At 61.0% G+C, this 5,851-nt stretch carries 4 protein-coding genes and 1 pseudogene; 4 read left to right on the plus strand and 1 reads right to left on the minus strand.

The annotated features are described in order from the left end of the window. Positions 1 to 54: 54 nt before the first annotated feature. From ACOJB8_RS40565 to ACOJB8_RS40580, 4 genes and pseudogenes are all read left to right on the plus strand, one after another. Positions 55 to 2,703, plus strand: a pseudogene (locus ACOJB8_RS40565) (Tn3 family transposase); the annotation flags it as partial. Positions 2,704 to 2,748: 45 nt separating this feature from the next. Beyond that, a complete protein-coding gene (locus ACOJB8_RS40570; RefSeq protein ID WP_368619433.1) occupies positions 2,749 to 3,462 on the plus strand; it encodes a YecA/YgfB family protein in 714 nt (237 codons plus the stop codon). 28 nt (positions 3,463 to 3,490) lie between these two features. Further along, a complete protein-coding gene (locus tag ACOJB8_RS40575; protein ID WP_342925462.1) occupies positions 3,491 to 3,844 on the plus strand; it encodes a hypothetical protein in 354 nt (117 codons plus the stop codon). Positions 3,845 to 3,867: 23 nt separating this feature from the next. After that, positions 3,868 to 4,386: a DUF6398 domain-containing protein gene (locus ACOJB8_RS40580; protein WP_368619434.1), complete on the plus strand. Its 519-nt coding sequence runs from the start codon at positions 3,868 to 3,870 to the stop codon at positions 4,384 to 4,386. Between the two features lie 439 nt (positions 4,387 to 4,825). On the opposite strand, the gene ACOJB8_RS40585 is transcribed toward ACOJB8_RS40580, so the two are convergent. Continuing rightward, on the minus strand, positions 4,826 to 5,851 hold a 1,026-nt coding region (locus ACOJB8_RS40585), incomplete at its 5' end, for an AlbA family DNA-binding domain-containing protein (protein WP_475017853.1).

Consider the following 5,851-nt stretch of genomic DNA (forward strand, 5'->3'; position numbering starts at 1 on the left):
TTCGTCTTCTTCCGACAACTCTAACCCATTCGCCGGCCCTATTTGCACCAGAGCCAGATCAACAAGGGCCTGGTGCTCGCGCAGGCGCTGGTCGGATACCTGCGCCAACAGGCAATCCTTCTGCCCGGCGCAAACGTAATCGAGCGGATCTGCGCGGAGGCCGTCACCCGCGCGACCCGCCGCATCTATGATGTTCTCACAGCATCACTTTCGGATGAACACCGGCAAAGACTCGACCAGCTATTGACGCGCCGTGATGATGGCCGCATGACATGGCTCGCATGGCTGCGGCTGCCGCCGGGGAAGGCGAGTTCACGCCAGATGCTCAAGCATATCGATCGCCTGAAAATCCTTCACGCCATTGACCTGCCCGCGGGCCTCGATCGGATGGTGCACCGGAACCGCCTGCTCAAGATTGCCCGCGAAGGCGCACAGATGACGCCGGCCGACCTGGCCAGATTTGAAAAGCAACGCCGTCACGCCACTCTGGTGGCCATCGTGATCGAAGCTACGGCGACGGTCACCGACGAGATCGTTGACCTGCACGACCGCATCATCGGGCGGCTCTTCAATGCCGCGAAAAAGAAGCATCAGGAGCAGTTTCATCGTTCGGGAAAAGCCATCAACGACAAGGTGAGACTGTACGGGAAGCTGGGCCGGGCTCTGCTGGAAGCCAAGGAAAACGGCGGTGACGCGTTCAAGGCGATCGAATCCGTCATGTCGTGGGAGGCCTTCACGAAAAGCGTCAGCGAAGCCGAGCAGCTCGCCCAGCCCGAAGCGTTCGATTTTCTGCATCAGATCGGCGATCACTATGCGACACTGCGCCGGTACGTCCCTGCGTTCCTGGACATCCTGAAACTACGTGCCGCTCCTGCGGCGAGGGATGTGCTTGAAGCCGTCGATACGATCCGCGCCATGGACAACGACGGAGTGCGAAAAATGCCTGCTGACGCGCCCACCGCCTTCGTCAAGCCACGCTGGAAATCACTCGTGATGCCCGACAGCGGTATCGATCGCCGTTACTACGAACTGTGCGCGCTCGCCGAACTGAAGAACGCGCTACGCTCAGGCGACATCTGGGTGCAGGGCTCACGCCAGTTCAGGGACTTTGACGACTATCTGCTGCCGACAGAGAATTTCCAGGCGATCATGCAGGGCAATGCCTTGCCGCTGCCGATCATCGCTGATTGCGACCGTTACCTGAACGAGCGGCGGCAGTTGCTGGAGCAGCGACTGGCAACTGTCAACCGCCTCGCCGCCGATAACGGGCTGCCCGATGCGATCATCACGGAATCGGGCCTGAAAATGACGCCGCTCGATGCCGCGGTACCCGAGGCGGCTCAGGCACTCATTGACCAGACATCGGTCATGCTGCCGCGCGTGAAAATCACCGAGTTGCTGATGGAGGTTGACGCGTGGACCGGTTTCACCCGCCACTTTACGCACCTGAAGACTGGTGAGACAGCGAAAGACAAGACCCTGCTGCTCACGACGGTCCTGGCCGACGCGATCAACCTCGGACTGACGAAGATGGCGGAGGCCTGCCCCGGTACCACCTACGCGAAACTGTCGTGGCTGCAGGCGTGGCACATCCGGGACGAAACCTACTCACAGGCGCTGGCTGAAATCGTCAACGCACAGTTCGCCCATCCGTTCGCCGCCCACTGGGGCGACGGCACCACCTCGTCATCCGATGGGCAGCGCTTCCGTGCGGGCAGCAAGGCCGAGAGCACGGGACACGTGAATCCGAAATACGGCGCCGAGCCCGGACGCATGTTCTACACGCACATCTCCGACCAGTACGCGCCGTTCTATCCGAACCTCGTGAACGTCGGTGTGCGCGATTCGACCTATGTACTCGACGGACTGCTGTATCACGAATCTGACCTACGCTTCCAGGAACATTACACTGACACCAACGGATTTACCGATCACGTCTTTGCGCTGATGCATCTGCTTGGTTTCCGGTTCGCGCCACGGATCCGTGATCTCAGCGACATGAAGCTGTATGTGCCAGGCAATCCCAAGGATTATCCTGCGCTTGCCTCAATGATCGGCGACACGTACAACGAAAAGCACATCCGGAGGAACTGGGACGAGGTTCTGCGTCTGGCGACGTCGATCCGGCAGGGCACCGTCACGGCTTCGCTGATGCTGCGCAAGCTTGGCAGCTATCCAAGACAGAACGGCCTCGCCGTCGCACTGCGCGAAATCGGCCGCATCGAGCGCACGCTGTTCATTCTCGACTGGCTGCAAAACGTCGAACTGCGCCGTCGCGTTCATGCCGGCTTGAACAAGGGCGAGGCCCGCAATGCGCTTGCGCGCTCGGTGTTCTTCTACCGCCTCGGGGAAATCCGCGATCGCAGCTTCGAGGCTCAGCGCTATCGCGCCAGCGGGCTGAATCTGGTCACGGCCGCGATCGTACTGTGGAATACCGTCTACCTCGAGCGGGCTGTCCAGACCATGCACGAGCGCGGCGTACCTGCCGACACCGCGCTGCTGCCGTATCTGTCGCCGCTTGGCTGGGAGCACATCAACCTGACCGGCGACTACGTCTGGCATCAGGACCGCAAGCTTCAGGCCGGCAGGTTCAGGCCACTGCGGCCGGTGCCGGGGGCGGAGCCGCGGATTCGGCGTCCCTCGCAAACTGCCGAAGGCTCAACCGACCTTGCCGCCATACCCAGCGAAGTCGACATCGTATAATCACCGGATACAGTTGCTTCGACCCTCGCGAAGAGAAAATCCGCCGTGAACAACCTGATGTCCCAACAGCCGCTTGCCGACGACGATTTTGCCCGTCTCGCCGGGTTTCTTGACTCCATCGGCGATGCCGCGATGAACATCGAAACGCTCGACGGCTATTTCGTCGCGTTGATTTGCGGACCTGACATCGTGTTGCCCAGCGAGTATCTGCCCCAGATCTGGGGGGAGGATTTTTCGTTTGAAAGCGACGGGCAGGCCACCGAAATCATCGAGCTGCTCATGCGTCACTGGAACACGATCAGCACGGAATTGCAGCAAACACTGCATGAGCCGAACGTGTACCTGCCCGTGTTGCTCGAGCGCGACGATGGTGTTGCCCTGGCCAACGACTGGGCGCATGGCTTCATGCGCGGCGTACAGATGCGTCCTGCGAGCTGGGGGGAACTGATCCACGACGAGGACCACGGCGGGCCGATGATCCCGATCATGATGCTGCATCATGAACACAATCCCGACCCGCAGATGCGGCCACCATCGATCCCTGCGGAAAAGCGCGAGGGACTGCTGGAGACGATGATCGCCGGGCTGACCCACATCTACCGTTACTTCGAGCCCCACCGGCGCGCGCTGGCGAGCATCCCGGGACGCGTTCCCATGCGTCGTGAAGAGCCGAAGATCGGGCGCAACGAGCCGTGCCCGTGCGGTAGTGGCCGCAAGTACAAGCATTGCTGCATGGCCAGCTCGCCGACGTTTCACTGATCATGCAGCACCGCTACGGAGACACGCAATGCCCCAGATCCCGGATGATGCCGATCTTCCCCTGAGCGCCAATGGCCCCGCCTACACGTCGCGACAGGATCGTGACGGCATACCGCTTTCGTATGTCGGTGAAAAACTCGGGCTCGCCATTGCGGATCTGCATCGCCACGCCCGGCGCTGTCAGGACGAACGTGATGATTTGCGCTGCGCAATGTACCACCTTCTCGTAGCATACCTGGGACTACACAACATGCTTGGCAAGGCGAACGACCGGACCCTGGTTGACCGGTTGCTTGACGGCAGCAGCGAGAAGCTGGATACGTGGCTGCGCCTGGTCGAGCGGGAGGGCAATGTTCATGGGCTCGCCGAGCTGGGTAACTGACTCATACGGATCGCGCGAATCCCATGAAGCCAACCTTTCGCGGCGAGCGAGTGCCGGCCGCCATGCAAGACCGGTATGACGAGATCACTACGCTTACCGACGCTTTTTGTGCACAGCACCTGACTGACGAATACCGCGACCTCTGCCGGCGTCTCGTTGCCACCCTGTGCCGCAAGCGGCCATCGCCACTGGTGACCGGTCCTGCACGCTCCTGGGCCTGCGGCGTGGCCTACGCGATCGGGAGGATCAACTTCCTCTTCGACAAGTCCCAGAAGCCCCACATGCGCGCCGATGCGTTGTGCCAGCACTTCGAGCTGAGCGCCCAGACCGGTTCGGCTCGCTCAGGAGCGATTCTCAACCTTCTGAAGATCGGCCAGCTCGATCCTCGCTGGTCGCTTCCCAGTCAGCTCGACAGAAATCCACTCGTCTGGCTTATCGAAATCAATGGCATGATCGTCGACGCGCGCCGCATCCCGCGCAATTTGCAGGAAGAAGCCTTTCGCCTGGGCGTCATCCCATTCGTCCCAGACGAAGATCGCTAGTTCGCGGGAATTCCCTGGCCCGGTTTGTACGCCGCCTGTGGCGTAGCAATTTTCCCTTGCCCTTCATCGGGTTCGCCGCCTCCTATCCTGGCAGGCACGTCCGCCCGCTAACTCGGGCTAAACGTGCTTTATTTTCCGTTTCCTGAAGCGTCCCCTAGCAGGTTTGCAGGTCCCGCGTGGCAAGGGACCTTGGGAAACCGCGGATACGCAGTACGTTCGATGGTGGCCATGCGAGTCGTCCTAATCGCAGCGGGCCGCTCAGATTAGCCGAAGCATACCTGGTCGTTACCAGGTCAGTTCGAAATGATTCTGCGCGTTTTTATAACCAAAATGCTTATGATAGGAATTTACGCTACCTTGCCGCTACCCCGACTAAGGCAATGTCGACGAAAGCGCTAAGGCACTGCTTCTTTGTCCGGCGGGGTACCTATGCTCTTGCTCACGGTTCCGGGTTCCAGAAAACGACCTGCCTGTGGTCGATCCCGACCGCGTTCCAGGCTATGTCGATTGCGGGCCCGGCTAGCACGGCTGGATCGACGGTCGGATCCTCGACATAACGCAGCGACGAAGTGAGATCAACGAGGTTGGCGGGCAAGTCGGGGAAGCCTGGGAGACCGGTGCCTGGCCGCCGGATGGCAACGCGCATGCCGCGCACATTCAGTACGCTCACCGACAAGTACAGCGGGGCGGGGATGCCTAGCGTGGTGAGGGCCTGAAAAGCCACCGGCAGACCGTTCTGAACGAGCGACGGTTCATACTGGGCCGGGTAAATCGTCGGTAGCGGCGGGTTGCCTTCCTCCTCGATCGCGAGGACGCTGACCATCTCGATGGAGCCATCACGGAATAGCTGCGCGAACGCGTAGTGTCGATCTTCGCGATCCGTGTTGCTGGTGCAAATCACGCCTTCGAAATTCGCAACCGGCCGACCGAGTGGATAAGCAGCCGGCTGGGCTCGCTGCAGGTCCGCGGCGGCCGCCTTGAGTTCCTCGATTGTGTGCCCCTCACGCCGGGTGAGCGACAGCACTGGTAACAGGTGCACAACAAGCAGTGGCTGCTCGGGCACGGTCGGAACCTGGGTCTTGCCGCTGCGAAGCAAGGCCAGCCGACGGTCGCAAACGGCTAGTGCCCGGTCGGCAAGGCCTTCCGAAAACGCGAACGCGGAGCGGATGGCGTGGATGTCCATGGTTTCCTTGCCAACGGAGTTGCGCAGGTAGAAGTGGTTGTTGCGCTGCAAACGATGCGGCGCATTGGGACTTGGTGCCACACGCAGGACGACGACGTGGCCACCTTGCGCGAGCGGCACCGCATGCGAGAGCAGATTAGTTGTGACACGCGGCTCGACGGCGTCGCGCAAGAAGTTTGTAAGCGCGAGCAGCTGCTCATCCAGGTCGGCAATATGCAACGGAACGATCGTAAGCGATCCATTATCGCCGTCCCTCTGAGTGGTGGACAGGCGCGTTGATTC

Source organism: Paraburkholderia sp. BR10141, from assembly GCF_056155635.1.